The organism is Micromonospora vinacea, assembly GCF_015751785.1.
Classification (GTDB): domain Bacteria; phylum Actinomycetota; class Actinomycetes; order Mycobacteriales; family Micromonosporaceae; genus Micromonospora; species Micromonospora vinacea.
In genome coordinates this window covers 3,815,598-3,830,097 of the sequence record NZ_JADOTY010000001.1, presented here as the reverse complement: position 1 = coordinate 3,830,097, position 14,500 = coordinate 3,815,598, and the positions used below count along the sequence as shown (strand labels likewise).

The window sequence follows — 14,500 nt, the reverse complement described above, 5'->3', positions numbered from 1 at the left end:
GCGTTGCCCCGCGACGACGCCGATCTCGATTTCCAGGCTCGACGGCCAACGGCTGATACGGGCATCATCCGTTGCCACCAGGGCTGGTACGACACCCGCCGCGTCGTCCCGGCCGTCCTCGTCTCGGTCGCCGCTGTCACTGTTGCTACCGGCCGGCGGTAATGGGAGGGCGAGGTTCGCCCTTTGGGGCCTAGAGTGCGATCCATGTCGGGCCGGCGGGAACGCATACGTCGAGAGCTGGGTGGCTTCCTCAAGCAGTACGGCCGCAGTTCTCGATCTCGCAACGGAATGAATCCCAACGATCGTCAGTACAGCCGCAAACTGGAAACCCAGATCAAGCGGTTGCGCCCTGAGGACCTCGACTGTCTGATGCGAGACGACGAAGGCGACGAAAAGTAGCAGGCACCAGGGCTTGGGGACGGCGCAGAGTCCGAGCTATGACGGGAAGATCGCGCCGTTCGCCGTCAGACGGGGCGGTGGTTCCAGGCTCACACCACCAGCCGACCATTGACCGGTCGATCGACCACAGCTCGCGGCCCATAGGCATCCCGCAACCAGGCAAAGGCATCCGGCGAGACGTCTACCTCGTCACGGTCTGCCGCCTCAACCACGACAGACACGTCCGCCGCGTGCCCAATCCCGGTAATCACCTGCCGAAGGCGAAACTCTCCCTGCACCGCCAGAGGATACCGGCACCGGCTTTCTGTCCCGAATGGATATCAGCCGATGATCAACTGGGTGAGTGGTCGGTAATCCACTCACAAGCCGCTCAGACGGCTTTGCTTCCTCACCTCTGCCGCGCAACTGAGCAAGGCCCTGGCCACCGCCTCGGCCCGGTCTGCCGACAACCACAACGAGCCGTGTGGCACATCGTCATCAGGACCGGTGAACCCGTCCGTCAGAGTCTCTGCTGGCACTTCGACGTCGAGCCGAACGAAATGGCGGCCTCTGCTGTAGTCGACGAAGGCATCCAGATACCGGTCATCATCGAACGTCACCGCTGCATGCTGCCACGGCACCGGCCCGCCTCACCCCTCATCCGCGACTCCTTCGTCCCGACAGGTCAATGAGGAGACCCCACCCAGGCGGGATACTCCGCTCTGCCTGCGGGAACAGGCGCCCACTATCCGTGGTCGTCCGCCACCGCACGCTCCGGTCGTCACGCAGTTCGTCACTCACCACGTAGAGCGGGCCTCACTGCGGGGGTAGTCGGGCTGATCGAGTTCTGCCATTCTGGCCCGGTGAAGCCCAACCTCGAGAGGATCCCGGGGAAGCAGGACCGGCTGGCAGAGGCGATTCTGGCCCGCGCGCCGCGACGCATGGATCAAGGATTCATCAGTTCCCTCGACCCCTCTGCTTCACTCGCCCTGGGACGGTACGGCGTCCGTCTCGCCACACTGGCGCTGAGGCAAGACTCTCCCGGCCTGCTACGCCGTTCATTGCTTGCAACAGGGCTCGCCGGATGTTTGGAACCCGGCGATGTCCGGGACCTCATGACGGGTTTGGCATTGCCGTGGATCGTGGCACAGCAGCTTGGCGCGTCCCCGGCCACAGTGTTCGCCGACGTCGCCGACAGCCTTCCGGACGGCCCGGTCGCCAAACTGTTCAAGACCTTCGGTGCCCGGACAGACATCACGTTGGAAGCCTTTGGCTGGGAACTGGTCGCAACCGCCAGCGGCCCAGACTTCCGCCCGCTGTACTGACCACAAGGAGCATTCGACGGCTTTAAACCCGGCTCTGCCACTCGTCACCCTTGCCCGTCGGCTGGCTTGGCTGTACGGCCACGCTCTCTACGATCAAGGTGTGTGGATAGACCGGATCGTCGAAGTGACCGGATGGCGCCAGGGTACTGAGGGTCCCGGCTGGAAGCAGGTGGAAGCCGAGCTCGGCGTTGCGCTGCCGGCCGATTTCAAGGAGTTGAGTCGACGGTTCGTGCCGGGGGCGTTCTCGGGCTACCTCAGCCTGCTGCGGCCGACGGACGACCACTTCGATACGCCGTTGCTGTCGATGTGGCACGGTGGTCGTCAGGTGGCGGGTCAGGGTGAGTCGGGCGCCCAGATCTTCGAGCCGTACGGGATTTACAGGCCGGATGCGGAGCCAGGGCTGCTTCAGTGGGGTACCGACATCAGCGAAGGCGACCACTTCTGGCTGGTGGACCGCTCGGCGGAGCCGGATCGGTGGCCCGTGGTCTCTCGCAGGGAGGCCGGCGAGTCGTGGCACCAGTTCGACATGTCGACGGCGGAGTTCGTCTACCGGATGATCGCGGATCCCGAGTTCAAGCCGTTTACGGTGGCCAACCCTCCGCGGCTACCGTTCTACCTGCCGCACTGGGCGCCATACCCGCCCAGCGTTGAGGAGTGGGAGGCTCTCAGCAACCCGAACCGCGAGGGCCGAACACGTTGGTAGCTGGCATGGCAGCCGGAGAACCCACCTGCTGACGCGCTTCCTGGCTCGGTTCGGCCGGCACCCTTGCTCCACCTCGCTGCTGTACCGCTGACGACAACTCTGCCTCCTGGTCCATCCGAGAAACCGGCGGTGCAGCACGCCGGCCGGGGTCCACGGCATGTCCTCGGTTGCCTGAACGAGGTAGGACCCGAGGTAGAGAGCCAGCGACACGGGAGCATCCGCATACTCCGCCCGCAGCTCGCGCTTCCGAGTCAGGCAGGGCCAGGGCAGGCCGCAGCCACCGCAGCTCCAGATCGGCATGACCGGACCGTGGACGGTCGCCGCACACCCGCCAGGGAGCGGGCGGTGATCGCCCGCGCCTGCCGGCTGGTTGCCCATTCCACCTGCCAGCACGGGTACGGCGTGAGCCGTGCCCACCACGCTCGGCAACCGCGGCACATGCCGTCCGACCCTCGGACGTGCACACCAGTCGGGAGGCAGGGCTCCGGCAAAGTCCGGCCACTAGACTCCGCGCATGCAGCATTGCCGACCTTCCTCTGCCACACGCACAGCGATCGGGGCATTACTGCTGGTCTTGGCCGTATCCGGCTGCAACTCCAAGGCGGAATCGTCCGCCGATGCCACGTGGTCGAGCCCTGACACCGCCGCTACCGCGACCGTCTCCCGCGCTGCTTCCCCCTCAAGTCCCCGCGACGCCGAACCTTCCGCATCTTCCTCCCCCACCGCGGACGAGTCACGGGAGGCCGAAGCGGCACCGGAGCCCAAAGCGGCACAGAGGACGGAGGCGCCGAGCGGGGGCGGCACCAAGTACACGGCGTGTGCCGACGGCGACTGCAAAGTGTCCTTCTCCGGTTCGGTCGAATTCCCACTCGGCAAATGGACGGTGTCGTCCTCCGTGGAGAATGGCGGTGTCAGGGTGCGACTGACCGACGCCAATGGCAGGGGCGGCGGTGGCGGCTTCATGGCAGGCCCCGGGTGCACTGTGGCGATACGCGCCGACGGCGGTGGGCGAGTCGGATGCGACCAACCCGGAGCCGAGCCCAAACCGGGAGGGTGGGTCGTACACCTGCTGGAACTGGACGGGGACACCGCAGTCATCCGAGCGATCCTGGGCTGACTGTGAGGATCGCTGTCGCAGCCTGACTGTGCTGGGCTGTGGTCTGGTGGCCGTGCGACTACCCGATTTGCGCCGCTGCTCCTCGACCAGCCGAAACGCTTCGCCGCCGAGACCGTCTACGCCATCACCGATCTCCGCTTCCACCAGGCAAAACCGGCACAACCGGCCAGCTGGATCCGCGGGCATTGGTCAATCGAGAACAAAATCCACTGGGTACGCGACGTCACCTACGACGAAGACCGCAGCCAGATCCGCACCGGCACCGGACCCGAGGTCATGGCCGCGTTACGCAACGCCGCGATCGGTGCCCTGCGCCTGACCGGAGCCACCAACATCGCCGCCGCCAACCGACATCACGCCCGCGACAGCACCCGCCCGCTGGCACTGCTCGGCATCACCTGACGACTTTGCCGGGGGCCCTGAGTCGGGAGGGCCCGCGAATTCACTGGGTCGTGTTCGCCTCAAAAAGTCCGCCCGCTCCGCGAAGAGGTCGATCGCCTGCTGGAGGCTGCACGCGTCAGTCTCACGTATAGCCTTGATCGCCACGATGTTCCGCCGTTGCACAATGAGTTCGTCAATCGGCTGCCAAGCATCCACCTGGTCATCCTGCCTGAGGATTGCCAGCTTGGTCGACTCGCCCGGAAGCGGGCATGCACCGCGCTCCGACCCAACCGGGGTATCGGCCGGCCCGGTTTCAGGAGCCTCCGGGGCGGCGGAACGATCAAGGCTGTGGGAGCCTGTCGCGGTGTCCCGTGCGCGCATGCTGACGGTCCTCGGGGTCATTCTTATGTTGGCCGCCTGTCTGCTTCCCTGCCTTACGTTCTGGAACGGAATCACCCTGCCTGATCAGGACCCGACACCCGAGGCCATCCAGCAGGAGAACGCGGACGCCCTGGCCTTCGAGCAGAGGTTTCAGTTCGCAGCATGGATCGCCGGCGCTCTGGCGACCCTTGGTCTGGCTGCCTTCATCTATGCACGGAAACTCCAGCGGAGGGCTGGCAGAGCCTGACGCCTTCGCCCCGAAGAACCACCTACGTTCATTGACCTGTCGTCACCTAGTTCGTCACTCGTCCCACAAGTTGTCGCAGCAGCAAACCAGGGCGCTCAGGCTGGCAAGGACTTGATCGCCCGGGCTAGCTCGTTGAGATTTTCGATCACGACGTCTGCGGTCATCAGCGATTCAGGGGCGTGGGTACCCGCAAGAGCTACGACAGCGGCCCCTGCGGCTTTGCCTGCGGCGACTCCGGCAGGGGAATCCTCGACGACAACACACGACATTGCGTCAACGCCCAATTGACTCGCCGCCAGCAGGTATCCCTCCGGGTGTGGCTTCCCTTGGCTCACGTCATCGGCGGCCACGAAGACGGTCGGGATTTTTAGCCCAGCACCACGCATCCGTGCGGTCATGAGCGCTCGGGATCCGGAGGTGACGACGGCCCATCGGCCCTCGGTAACGCTGTTCAGGACAGAAGCGGCCCCGCGGATAGGCTCCACAAGGTCGGCCTGGAGAAGCTCAAGGTCAGCTATTTCCCTCACGACCGACGCTACAAGATCGGGCGAGAAGAATTCTGGGACGACATCTTCGTCACGCCGGCCGTGGCAGACCTTCAAGATGGGGTCGGCATCGACCCCGTAGCGGGTTGCAACTTCCCGCCAGATGGTGGTGACCACCTGAGTCGAGTCCACCAACGTCCCGTCGATATCGAAGAGGACAGGCCGATCCATACTGATTCACCCAGCTCTCGGCTTAATGCGGTACCTCCCGATTCACGACCCTACCGGCCTTGTTTGGCCAGGAGTGGCCAAGTTTTGTCGCCGTCGCACCGCACTCGCCCCACTGCAGGGCGGTGCGACGGCCGCCGCGCCCCGGCCGACTGCCGGCCCACGGACATCAACCACACTCGGCGCTACTGTCTGCGGCGGCCCCCTTGGGCTTCCGCTCTCCGCGCCAGCCGCCGGGCGTGTTGCGTGGCCGGAGTCGGAGCACCAGCGGAGCGGCGGACGCGTGCCCAGGCGGCTACGCTTGCGGCCCGTCTCGGCCCGCCTTGAAGAGGTACAGAAAGTCCTCCCACACCGCGGGCAGCGGCAGTGTCCGGTCGCATGACCTGCCTGACAAACCGCTATCAGGATCTGCGTTACACGCCGCGAGAGGGTGGAAGCGGCCGGCTAAGCGGTCCAAGCACGTCAACCTGTTTCGGGCGCCGATCGGCGGTGTCTGCGCTTCCAACGGGCTTGTCGCTCGGCATAGGCACTCCGCGCATCCGCCAGACTGACCGGCCGTTCGGCATAGGCACGACGTGCCTCCGTCAAACTGAGCGAACCGTTAGGGCCGCCTCGCACCGTGTCAGCGTCTTCGTCATCCTGCCCGTCGTCTTCCCAGCCACAGGCGAAGCAGATCTGGAACTGACCTCGCCCCTCAAGCGTCGGATGCCGGCAGCATGGACACGCGTACGTTCCGCTACCCGCTTCAACCACCACAGATCGCAGGGTCAACGCCTCGACGTACTGATCAAGCCACCTAGCGCGGCTTGCGAGTTCCTCTGCGGACGGTCCCTCCTGCTTACCGGCCTGCTCGTCCATCCCCTGCGCCTCTCGTGGTCGATCCACTTCGAGTATCGGACTCAACACCGGAAGGCCCTACCTCAGGGAGGTGGTGCCACCGCCTTCGCTGACGATGACCGTCCGCAGCTCTGCCGACACGAACCGCCTGAGGCACACCAAGATCGTCCAGCCACGTCCCGAGACGATCTGTTAGGACGTGCTGAGACCCAAAAGCGCCGGGCAGCCGACCACCCCGCCTTCATCCGGCTTGGCTCCAGGGAGCGGCGTCGTAGCCCACACCACACGACGTTCGTGCATCATGGTTTCCCATGTTCGTGGACCAGCGGCAGTTCCCCTTCCTGGCCGACCTTCGGGCACGGTGGGCTGCCATTCGGGATGAATGCCTTGCTCTCCCGCTTGAGACCTACCAGCCGTGGGTCCAGCGCGAGATGTACGGCCAGGGCTGGAGTGTCTATGGACTTGTCGCCTTCGGGGAGCGGATCGAGGAGGCGCTTGAGGCATGCCCGAACACTGCCTCCGCGTTGACGAAGGTCCCTCACCTGACGACCGCTGGGTTTTCTCGGATGGCTCCTGGCACCCACATCAAGCCACATCAGGGATGGGTTACCACCGTTTACCGCGCGCATCTCGGACTCGTCGTGCCACAGGACTGCGCGCTGCGAGTGGGCAACGAGACTCGACAGTGGCGCGAGGGTGAAACCTTCGTCTTCGACGACACCGTCACGCATGAGGCGTGGAACTACGGCACCAGTGACCGCGTTGTGCTCCTGTTCGACTTCGTCCGTCCCGGCTCCGAGCACATGCCGCAGGATGAACTGCCGACCTCAGTGGCCGGCTTCGTACGGCGCAGCGGATGAGCCAGACCACACCATCACTGGCCGCCCTCACGGACGCCACGCCTCATCAGCGGCAGATCCACACGCGTCAGATCGTTACGAGGCAGTGCGGGCACCGGTAGGTTTGCCCGCATGTCACCGATCCCGACGCCGCTGCTACCCGAAACCCGACGTGCGCTGGTCCACCGGCTGGCCACTGGTCAGGTAGCGGGTCGGGCGCCTTCGGTCGTCGCTGCCGTGGTGCGTGATGGCCGTCCCGTGTGGGTGGACGGGTGGGGAGAAGTGGACGGCAGGGTGCCGGATGGCAACCTCCAATACCGGATCGGCTCGATCACCAAGACTTTCCTGGCGGTGCTGGTACTGCGCCTGCGCGACGAGGGGCGACTCGCGCTTACCGACCCGCTGGCAGACCATCTCCCCGGCACGGCCGCGGGCCAGGCCACGGTCGGTGCACTACTGGCGCACACCGCTGGGCTGATCGCTGAGGCGCCCGGCCCGTGGTGGGAACGAACCCCGGGCACGCTACGACCCGACCTGGCCGACGTGCTGGGCAGCGATCCGCAGATCCATCCGCCCGGACAGCGCCACCACTACTCCAACCCCGGCTATGCACTGCTCGGCGCGCTGGTGCAACGGGTTCGGGGCCAGGCGTGGGGCGAGGTGCTACGGCGCGAGGTGCTGGAGCCACTCGCGATGACCCGCACCACCCTGCTGCCGGTCGCGCCGCATGCCACGGGCTGGGCAGTGCATCCCTGGGCCGACGTGCTCCTAGCGGAGCCCGCCGTGGACACCGCTCTGATGGCGCCCGCCGGACAGCTGTGGTCGACCGCAACGGACCTGGCCAGGTTCGCCGCGTTCCTCATCGACGGCGATGACCGGGTGCTCCATCCGGACACCGTCGCGCAGATGCGCAACCCGGCGAGCCCACCGGAGGCGACGGACTCAGACAGCGGCTACGGGCTCGGCATGCAGCTGCTGCACCGCGACGGCCGACTATTGTCCGGGCACACCGGCTCGATGCCGGGCTTCGTCGCAACCGTGTGGGTCAGCCCCGATGACGCTCTGGGCGCGGTCGTGATGGGAAACGTGACCGCCGGCCTGTCCGCCGGCACTCTCGCCGCCGATCTCCTGCAGACGGTCGCCGAGCGGGAGCCGCGGATCCCGGCGCCGTGGCGACCGCTGCCCTCAATTGACTCACAGCTACTGGATCTCGCCGGCCCGTGGTACTGGGGGCCGGCCCCTTATGTGCTTCGCCCGCAAGCTGATGGCTTCCTGGAGTTGACCCCGCTGTCCGCCGGGCGCGGCACACGGCTACGCCCCATCGACGACGGCGGCTGGGAGGGAATCAACGGCTACTTCGCCGGCGAACGACTGCGGGTGCAACGCGACGCCGCTGGCGCCGTCAGCCACCTCGATCTTGGCACCTTTATCTTTACCCGGCAGCCCTACGACCGCGCGGCGCCAGTGCCCGGCGGTATCGACCCGGCCGGTTGGCGAGCCGGCTGATCTCACGAACGCACCGATCTCGCCATGTGCGTACATGAGGTCCTCGCCAAACGCGTACGGAGAGTGACGGAGGTTTGTGCCTCTCAGCGAGCAACGGTCGGCTGCAGATCCGGCTGTGACCGCTGTGAAACAGGACGCAATACCGACTCTGACCCGCCTCGGCCATCACCGGCCCTCTTCTCGAATGCCGCGCCTTATCACGGCATGACAGGCTGTTCGACATGGGCGCTGCCGACGATCGTCCCCATCTGACGTTAAAGGTCAGCAACGGCCTGCTCCTCGTGCGGGATGGTGCCGGGACCTGGCTGATCCAGGGCGCTGCCGACGGGTTGGTCTACCCGGCCGTGGACCGGCTGGTGTGGCTGTTGCCACTGCTGGAGCGCACCCCGAGCGAGGTCAGGGCGGCATTTTCTGACGTGCCTGTTGCCGACACGCCGCTTCCCGCTCTCGTGCGGTTCGCGCTCACCGCTTGGGGGGAGCACTGGCCGAACCTGGCACTCGATTGGTTGGACGCCGGATGGCCCACCCGGGATCTGCTGGACGTACTGGCCGACATGAAGGACTCGCGCGAACTCTCCCAGCCCCTTCGCTACCGAGCACTTCGCCTCTGGCGCGCCTCGGCACATGCCTGACGGCCTGACAAGCCCGCATCTGGGAGCCGCCCCGACCGACGCCGACCCTGTGTCGAACTGAACGCCGAGTACTCGCGGTAGGGCCGGCAGCCATGGAGGCGGCAGCGACGGTGAGCACTCCGCGGCCGATGAGGATTCTGATCGCCGGCGGCTCACCCTGGCGAACCCGCTACTACCACCAGTGGACTATGTCGATGCCGCCGCTTCGTGCGGGGCGCTGATGTCGGACAGTCCGTCTGGGGTGAGGGCGCGGCGGGGTGCCGGGTAGCCGTCGGCGTATGCGGATCCGGCGGGCGGCGCCCGACGTGTCGAGCGCCGTCGGCGGCGGCGTCGGCGGTCGGGCTGGTGTCGCGCTCGTTCGCGGAGGGATCTATGCCGGCTCGCGTACGCCGCCGGCGTTGCCACCATCGTCCGGCATCGGTTCAGCTGGGGCTTCGGGCAGTTCGTCCGCCGCGCCCGGCAGAAGGAGGCCCGCGTCGTCGGGCACCGGTTCGCGCGGGTCGATGGGCGGATATTGTTCGGGGTCGAGTTCCGGTCCAGTCATCAGGCGAGTATCCGTCGTCTCCCGGACCGCCGCTCGTCAGGCCCGCGAGCTGGGCGGCCTACTCCTCGTCTTAGGGGACTGGCGGCACTGGTTCGTTGGCTGCCTGCCACCTCGGACAATGCCCGTCGGCTCCGGCCAGAGCCCACTCGCCCCGATGACCGCGGCGGCGCGGGTCGCGCCATGAGGCCGACCGCCCGTTCGGTCGCCGCTCCGACTGTCGCGAAGAGAACCGGAGGAACCCTCGTCGTCGGTCGGGAGGGACAGGGCCTGCCGTTCGACCAGAAGACTGGCGCTTGACCAGTGTGATCCCAGCCGCGCCGACGCGCGGCGAGCCGCCCGTGTTGACACCTTCGGATTCGCCGAAGAGGTCAGCACAGAGAATGCGCTGTTCACGGCGTCGCGAGTGGGATCGCTGTCTCGGTTAACGGGACCAGCTACTGGTCCGGCACAGCGGGAGTACCCGACCGGACATCGATGTATAGAGGACCTGTCAGTGTGACGACCAGCGACCCGCGACCGCGGACCACAAGCAATGCTAGGAGCACCGAGCCCTGACCACTTTCGGTGTGAACTCTCGGCAAGCGGGTCGGATCCGGCTTGATGCGAGGTCAGACGGCCTGCTCGCGCGCTTCTCGGCTCGGTTCGACCGGCACCGTTGCTGTACTTCGCTGCTGTACTGCTGGCATCAGACTAGGCGTTGGACCCGCACCTTCGGGTGCACGTTTCTCAGGTGTCCATGCTTGTGTTGGCGGACCTGCTCGTCCCAGACCTCCTGGTCGTAGTCCGGGTCCGGTGCGATCCACTTATGGGAGCCGTCGCTGTAGTGGAACTTCTCGTCACCGCGTCGCAGGATGCTCATCGGGTCCAGCCGAGGAAGCGGTAATGCAGGTGACCGGCGGGAACGTGGGCCAGGTCTTGGGCGGCGTCGACGAGTTGGGCAGCCAAGTAGAGGGCCAGTGACACCGGGGCTCGGTCGTACTCGGCTCGCAGCTCTTGGCACCGGGTCGGGCATGGCCAATCCCCCGCACAGCCGCCGCACGTCCAGGCCGGCTTGATCGGGTGGTGAGTCGTCACTGCGGGCCATCCTGGCTCGGCCAGTGGCCGCGGTTAATCGGGATGCGATGGCGACTTCGGCATGGCAGCTCGCCTCCGCAGCGGCAGATACGCCGCCAGTGTCGCCAGGACCAGACTGGACGATGACGGCGAGCGAGAGTCAGCGCCACCGCCAGCACGTATTCGTCGTACGAAACTCGCTCCACTGGCTCGCGTCGCCCGCTCGCGCCAGGGTCTGCCCCTGTCCTTGCCGAAGGGAGCACTGCCGTCTCCTTGTGCCAGAGCAATCTGGAGGCGTGGATGCCCGAACGCGGGGGACACGCCGAACATCCACGCCGGCGAGGACGGCCCACAGCGCCAACCGAGGGAATCGACCTCCTCGGCAACCTCCCATAGGTACCGTTGGGTAGTCAAGGGCTGACGTAGGTGGTCTACTCGTGTTGCCAACCGAGGAGAACCACGTGCCACCGCGTTACCGCTACGAGCAGATTGCCGACGACCTCGCCGAACGCATCGCGTCAGGCGAGTTCCAGCCCGGCTCCAAGCTGCCCAGCCGGCGAGAGCTGATCGAGCACTACGGGGTCACCGAGCCGGTAATCGACCGTGCCATGCAGGTACTACGGATCAAAGGGATGACCGAAACGCTACCCGGCGTTGGCGTCTTCGTCGCTGAGTAGATCTCTCGCAGAGCCGGCCGCCACGCCCGCGACATCTCGCTTACAAGTTCTAGGCGCTTCGTCTGGACGTGTCCGTCCGCATCCGTGAGCTCGGGCGACTGTCCGCGCCCGGCGGCTGCTGACCGTCCTCGTCCGGGCCTGTTGCTGTCGCCGTTGCTGTCGATGTCCGCACCCCGGGGCCGTGCTCAGTCCGACCCGGCGGTGTCGGCGCTGCTGTCGTCGTAGTACCAAACCACCGCATGCGGTAGTTCTTCCGCAACACGCGCCGCCAGCAGACGCCCCTCGGCGACGAAGGCCGCGTCCTCATCTGCCCCGACTGCTCTGCTGTCGCCTGGATCGGCGATGTTGACCATGGATTCCGACCACTGCTGCCAGGCCGACAGTCTCCCCACGAGGCCGGCGGAGACCCCGAGGGTGGCAGGATCGCGTGGCTCGTAGACGCCGCTGGCCTCGTCACGAACCCACAGGGGCCAGCATCCGTAGTCGTCCATCACCTTGACCAGCACGACGACAGGCTACGTCGTGGAGTTGAAGCGGAACTTAGAGCCGCTGTCCCGCCACCAGCCAGAACAGCGCCCGACGCCTGCCCACACGGCGTTTCGGGCTGCCAACGTTGGTGGCTGGTTGACGACTTTTGATGGTGTCTTGTGCCCCGTGTGTGCCCCACACCGCCGAAGACGGCCACCCTCCAAGCCCTTGGATGACTGCCCGCTATGCCGCCTGAACCGAAGTCTGGGCCATCAAGCACTTCTCGAAAACCAAACCCTGTAGGCCCCGGGGCGGGGCAGGACAGCAAGCTGACCCGCCGGCCCTTACCCTCGTCTTTCAGCGGTTAGAGCATTGCCCTGGACATATACGGAGCAAAAGGTGACAAAAGGCTTCAGCACGGGCTTCACGCATTTCCTCGCCCCGTCAGACCAGACGCTTCGCGAGGCGCTTACGGGCGGCATGGTGGTCCTCGACACCAACGTCCTGCTATCAGCCTATAGGTTCGCACCTAAAGCACGAGAAGAACTGCTTTCCACGCTTGAGGGTTTGAAAGAGCGCCTATGGGTGCCCCACCAGGTCGGACTTGAATTTCATAGGAACCGACTTGAGGTGATGGCGGATCGACGCGCAACGTATGATGCGGTCCTCAATGCAATCGCCGCGCATGACGCAACGGTTGGAGCAGACCTAGAAAATAAGATCAAAAGCCTCTCCAACCGAGCAGCCCTCATCGACGCCGAGCGCGATGAACTGCTAGCGCAACTGTCCGGGGTGTTCGCGCCACTACAGGCATCTGTCAGGCGCTTGAGCAACGATCACGCCCCAACGGACGGCGAGAACGAAGACCCGATCCTGACGAGATTGCAGCAGATCATTTCCGACCACGTCGGTGACGATTTCGATGCGCCAGCCAGGGACGACGCGATGGAAGAAGCCGAGCGGCGAATAAAGGAACAAGTCCCGCCGGGATTCAAGGACGGGGATAAGCCCACCAAACATGGTGACTACTTCGTATGGCGCCAGACGTTAGACGAGGCCAAAAAGAAAGCGCCGCAATATCTCGTGCTGGTCACGGGCGACCAGAAAGAGGACTGGTATCTCAAGGTAAAGGGCAAGATCATCGGGGCGCGCCCAGAGCTAGTAGAGGAAGCGAATCGTGTGTGCGGTGTCCAGCTAGTAATGATGAACACCCAGAGTCTTCTATACCACGCTAAGGCGTACCTGGATGCCAATGTAAGCGCGGAAACAATCCGGCAGGCCGGCGAACTTCCTACGGATGAATCACAGCTAGAGAAGCCAGTCAAGCTCAGGTTCAGGCGCCGCCACCTAGCCGACAAGCGAGATTTCCTTCAGGCAGAACAGTTTTACCTCCACAAAAAGATCTCGGAAAGTCGCGCGCGGCTAGTGCAATTAATCGTGCAATTCGATGAAGCGCTCACCCCTAATGAGCTAAACAAGCTGTTCTTCGAGCGACAAGACCTGGAATCCGAGATTGAGGAAATGGACAGACGGCTAGTACACTTGAGCGCCCAGTTGGCAGACATTGAAGAGCAACTTGAATACGTGCAGGGCGGCATTCGCAGCAGTTCGGGAGACGGTTAGTCCTGCGTGCCCCTTCCAGCTTCCACCGGTGTCACCGGCGTTTCAGCGAGATCAAGCCTGCCCGACACCATTTCGCGCCATCCCGTCTGCCGTCGACCCGCCCTCCTGGGGAGCGGGCCGCCGCCCGGCCCGCCATGTCAAGACGGCCTTGACGCACGGTCGGACGCTGGCGGGTCGGGCGGCGGGCTGCTCGGCTTGTCCGGGTCGTCGGTGGGCGGGATGGCTCCCACCGCAACCGCCCACGGACCGCTACCCGCCGACGGGTTGCAACCATCTCGGAGCCCGAGCGCCCCGCCGGAGGCGCAGTAGCAGCAACCCCGCAATCACCGTTAGCTCGCCGACGCGGCCGGCGTGCGCTGCCCAACGCCGCGCGGGCTCGTGGCCGCGTGGCCCGGCCGGCTGCCGGCCGACATCTCACCGGTCAACGGCCTGTCGCGCTGCGGCGGCCCCTTGGGCTTCCCCGCTTCGGCGCCAGCCGCCGGGCGTGTTGCGTGGCCGGAGTCGGAGCGTCAGCGGAGCGACGGACGCGCGCCCAGGCGGCGGCGCGTGCGGCCCGTTGCGGGCCGCCTTGATCGATGTAAGGAAAGTTCTCCCACTCGATCGGCGGCCAGCCGGGCCCCGCCCTGAAAGGATGACGCCATGGACCGCTTCGAGGGTCGGTGCTGGCTGGACTGGTGGGCGAACTCATCCACCCTGCTTGGCAGCGTCGAGGTGGCCGTCGTGATTGCCGCCGCCACCGCCGGCTGGGAGGCCGACGGCCGCTTGATCAGCGACATCGAAGAGGACCGCGAAGCGTTTGCGTTCCTGTGCGACCTCGATCCCGTCTTCACGCTGCGATTCGAAGACGGGAGCACTGTCACCGTCACCGTGCATCCCACCGATGGGCATCGCCGCTTCGGTCTCACCGAGTACAACGGTCCGGCACAGCGATTGGTCGACAATCGCATTGCCCTGTAGGCAGCGCCCAACCGAGCCTGCAACCGCGTTGGTTCGACAGCAGTTTCACGGCGGGTTGACGTGTCGGCACGCGGTGCTACTGTGGCGCTCGTCGAGCACGCCAGCGCGACCTTCCTGCC

At 65.8% G+C, this 14,500-nt stretch carries 18 protein-coding genes; 10 read left to right on the top strand and 8 right to left on the bottom strand.

What is annotated here, in order from left to right:
• Positions 1-488: 488 nt before the first annotated feature.
• A complete protein-coding gene (locus IW249_RS18235; protein ID WP_196921848.1) occupies positions 489-677 on the bottom strand; it encodes a hypothetical protein in 189 nt (62 codons plus the stop codon).
• An 81-nt stretch (positions 678-758) separates the two neighbouring features.
• The gene (locus IW249_RS18230) at positions 759-998 is read right to left on the bottom strand and encodes a hypothetical protein (protein WP_196921847.1); all 240 of its coding nucleotides are present in this window, start codon (positions 996-998) and stop codon (positions 759-761) included.
• A 243-nt stretch (positions 999-1,241) separates the two neighbouring features.
• Between IW249_RS18230 and IW249_RS18225 the strand changes: the two genes are divergently transcribed.
• From IW249_RS18225 to IW249_RS18210, 4 genes are all read left to right on the top strand, one after another.
• Positions 1,242-1,703 (top strand): hypothetical protein, encoded by a 462-nt coding sequence (locus IW249_RS18225; RefSeq protein ID WP_196921846.1) that lies wholly within the window; start codon positions 1,242-1,244, stop codon positions 1,701-1,703.
• A 100-nt stretch (positions 1,704-1,803) separates the two neighbouring features.
• Positions 1,804-2,406: a hypothetical protein gene (locus IW249_RS18220; RefSeq protein WP_196925110.1), complete on the top strand. Its 603-nt coding sequence runs from the start codon at positions 1,804-1,806 to the stop codon at positions 2,404-2,406.
• Between the two features lie 1,393 nt (positions 2,407-3,799).
• A complete protein-coding gene (locus IW249_RS35230) occupies positions 3,800-3,925 on the top strand; it encodes a hypothetical protein (protein WP_372432974.1) in 126 nt (41 codons plus the stop codon).
• Between the two features lie 358 nt (positions 3,926-4,283).
• A complete protein-coding gene (locus IW249_RS18210; protein ID WP_196921845.1) occupies positions 4,284-4,532 on the top strand; it encodes a hypothetical protein in 249 nt (82 codons plus the stop codon).
• A gap of 95 nt (positions 4,533-4,627) precedes the next feature.
• Here the strand turns inward: IW249_RS18210 and IW249_RS18205 are convergent, their stop codons facing one another.
• The gene (locus tag IW249_RS18205; protein WP_196921844.1) at positions 4,628-5,248 is read right to left on the bottom strand and encodes an HAD-IA family hydrolase; all 621 of its coding nucleotides are present in this window, start codon (positions 5,246-5,248) and stop codon (positions 4,628-4,630) included.
• Between the two features lie 459 nt (positions 5,249-5,707).
• Positions 5,708-6,103, bottom strand: coding sequence for a CPCC family cysteine-rich protein (locus IW249_RS18200; protein WP_196921843.1), 396 nt, complete (start codon positions 6,101-6,103; stop codon positions 5,708-5,710).
• A 290-nt stretch (positions 6,104-6,393) separates the two neighbouring features.
• Here IW249_RS18200 and IW249_RS18195 point away from each other — a divergent pair, with 290 nt between their 5' ends.
• The 3 genes from IW249_RS18195 to IW249_RS18185 all read left to right on the top strand — a co-directional run bounded on the left by IW249_RS18195 (position 6,394) and on the right by IW249_RS18185 (position 9,059).
• Positions 6,394-6,942, top strand: coding sequence for an aspartyl/asparaginyl beta-hydroxylase domain-containing protein (locus tag IW249_RS18195; RefSeq protein WP_196921842.1), 549 nt, complete (start codon positions 6,394-6,396; stop codon positions 6,940-6,942).
• A 111-nt stretch (positions 6,943-7,053) separates the two neighbouring features.
• Positions 7,054-8,427 (top strand): serine hydrolase domain-containing protein, encoded by a 1,374-nt coding sequence (locus IW249_RS18190; protein ID WP_196921841.1) that lies wholly within the window; start codon positions 7,054-7,056, stop codon positions 8,425-8,427.
• A gap of 221 nt (positions 8,428-8,648) precedes the next feature.
• Complete coding sequence (locus IW249_RS18185; protein WP_196921840.1) at positions 8,649-9,059, top strand: hypothetical protein; 411 nt, start codon at positions 8,649-8,651, stop codon at positions 9,057-9,059.
• A gap of 370 nt (positions 9,060-9,429) precedes the next feature.
• Here the strand turns inward: IW249_RS18185 and IW249_RS18180 are convergent, their stop codons facing one another.
• The 3 genes from IW249_RS18180 to IW249_RS35020 form a co-directional block, all read right to left on the bottom strand.
• A complete protein-coding gene (locus IW249_RS18180) occupies positions 9,430-9,603 on the bottom strand; it encodes a hypothetical protein (RefSeq protein WP_196921839.1) in 174 nt (57 codons plus the stop codon).
• A gap of 685 nt (positions 9,604-10,288) precedes the next feature.
• Positions 10,289-10,462: a hypothetical protein gene (locus IW249_RS18175; protein ID WP_196921838.1), complete on the bottom strand. Its 174-nt coding sequence runs from the start codon at positions 10,460-10,462 to the stop codon at positions 10,289-10,291.
• Positions 10,459-10,677 (bottom strand): flavin reductase, encoded by a 219-nt coding sequence (locus IW249_RS35020; RefSeq protein WP_307788621.1) that lies wholly within the window; start codon positions 10,675-10,677, stop codon positions 10,459-10,461. The genes IW249_RS18175 and IW249_RS35020 overlap by 4 nt, the downstream gene beginning before the upstream one ends.
• Before the next feature lie 416 nt (positions 10,678-11,093).
• Here IW249_RS35020 and IW249_RS18170 point away from each other — a divergent pair, with 416 nt between their 5' ends.
• Entirely contained in the window at positions 11,094-11,333 is a 240-nt protein-coding gene (locus tag IW249_RS18170) for a winged helix-turn-helix domain-containing protein (RefSeq protein WP_088948848.1), read from the top strand.
• A 185-nt stretch (positions 11,334-11,518) separates the two neighbouring features.
• On the opposite strand, the gene IW249_RS18165 is transcribed toward IW249_RS18170, so the two are convergent.
• Positions 11,519-11,839, bottom strand: a complete 321-nt coding sequence (locus IW249_RS18165; RefSeq protein ID WP_196921837.1) for an immunity protein CdiI family protein — start codon at positions 11,837-11,839, stop codon at positions 11,519-11,521.
• 361 nt (positions 11,840-12,200) lie between these two features.
• Between IW249_RS18165 and IW249_RS18160 the strand changes: the two genes are divergently transcribed.
• Together IW249_RS18160 and IW249_RS18155 are read left to right on the top strand one after the other, a co-directional pair.
• Complete coding sequence (locus tag IW249_RS18160) at positions 12,201-13,424, top strand: PIN-like domain-containing protein (RefSeq protein WP_196921836.1); 1,224 nt, start codon at positions 12,201-12,203, stop codon at positions 13,422-13,424.
• Between the two features lie 639 nt (positions 13,425-14,063).
• Positions 14,064-14,381 (top strand): hypothetical protein, encoded by a 318-nt coding sequence (locus tag IW249_RS18155; protein ID WP_196921835.1) that lies wholly within the window; start codon positions 14,064-14,066, stop codon positions 14,379-14,381.
• Positions 14,382-14,500 lie beyond the last annotated feature (119 nt).